The following is a 418-nucleotide window of genomic DNA, read 5'->3' on the forward strand; positions in this document are numbered from 1 at the left end:
ACGGCTGCACCCGGAAAAACCGCCGCGCTATTCACGTGCAGTGCTGGAAACGCTGGCCATCATTGTCTATCGTCAACCCGTGACGCGCGGTGACATCGAGGATATCCGCGGTGTGACGGTTGCCACACAGGTCATTCGGGTGCTCGAGGAGCGTGGCTGGGTCGAGGTCGTTGGCCATCGCGATACCCCCGGTCGACCGGCTCTGCTGGCGACAACCAGAAAATTCCTCGACGACCTTGGCCTCTGCAGCCTCGCCGAGTTGCCTGCACTCGAACAAATCAATTCCACACTGGACCTTGCTGATGCCCAATAACAAACGCCGTACGCTTGCCGAATCCCCTCGTTCGCCACGTCCGGCTGCGCCGGCCACGCCGCCAACGGGACGGCGGCGACCACCGGCAGCGCCGCCGGGCTCTGC

1 protein-coding gene is annotated in these 418 nt (G+C 63.9%); it reads left to right on the forward strand.

Annotation, left to right across the window (positions count from 1 at the left end):
- On the forward strand, window positions 1-313 hold a 313-nt coding region (locus CAPSK01_RS12230), incomplete at its 5' end, for an SMC-Scp complex subunit ScpB (protein WP_034927031.1).
- Window positions 314-418 lie beyond the last annotated feature (105 nt).

Origin of the sequence: Candidatus Accumulibacter vicinus, from assembly GCF_000584955.1 — a bacterium.
GTDB classification, from domain to species: Bacteria; Pseudomonadota; Gammaproteobacteria; order Burkholderiales; family Rhodocyclaceae; genus Accumulibacter; species Accumulibacter vicinus.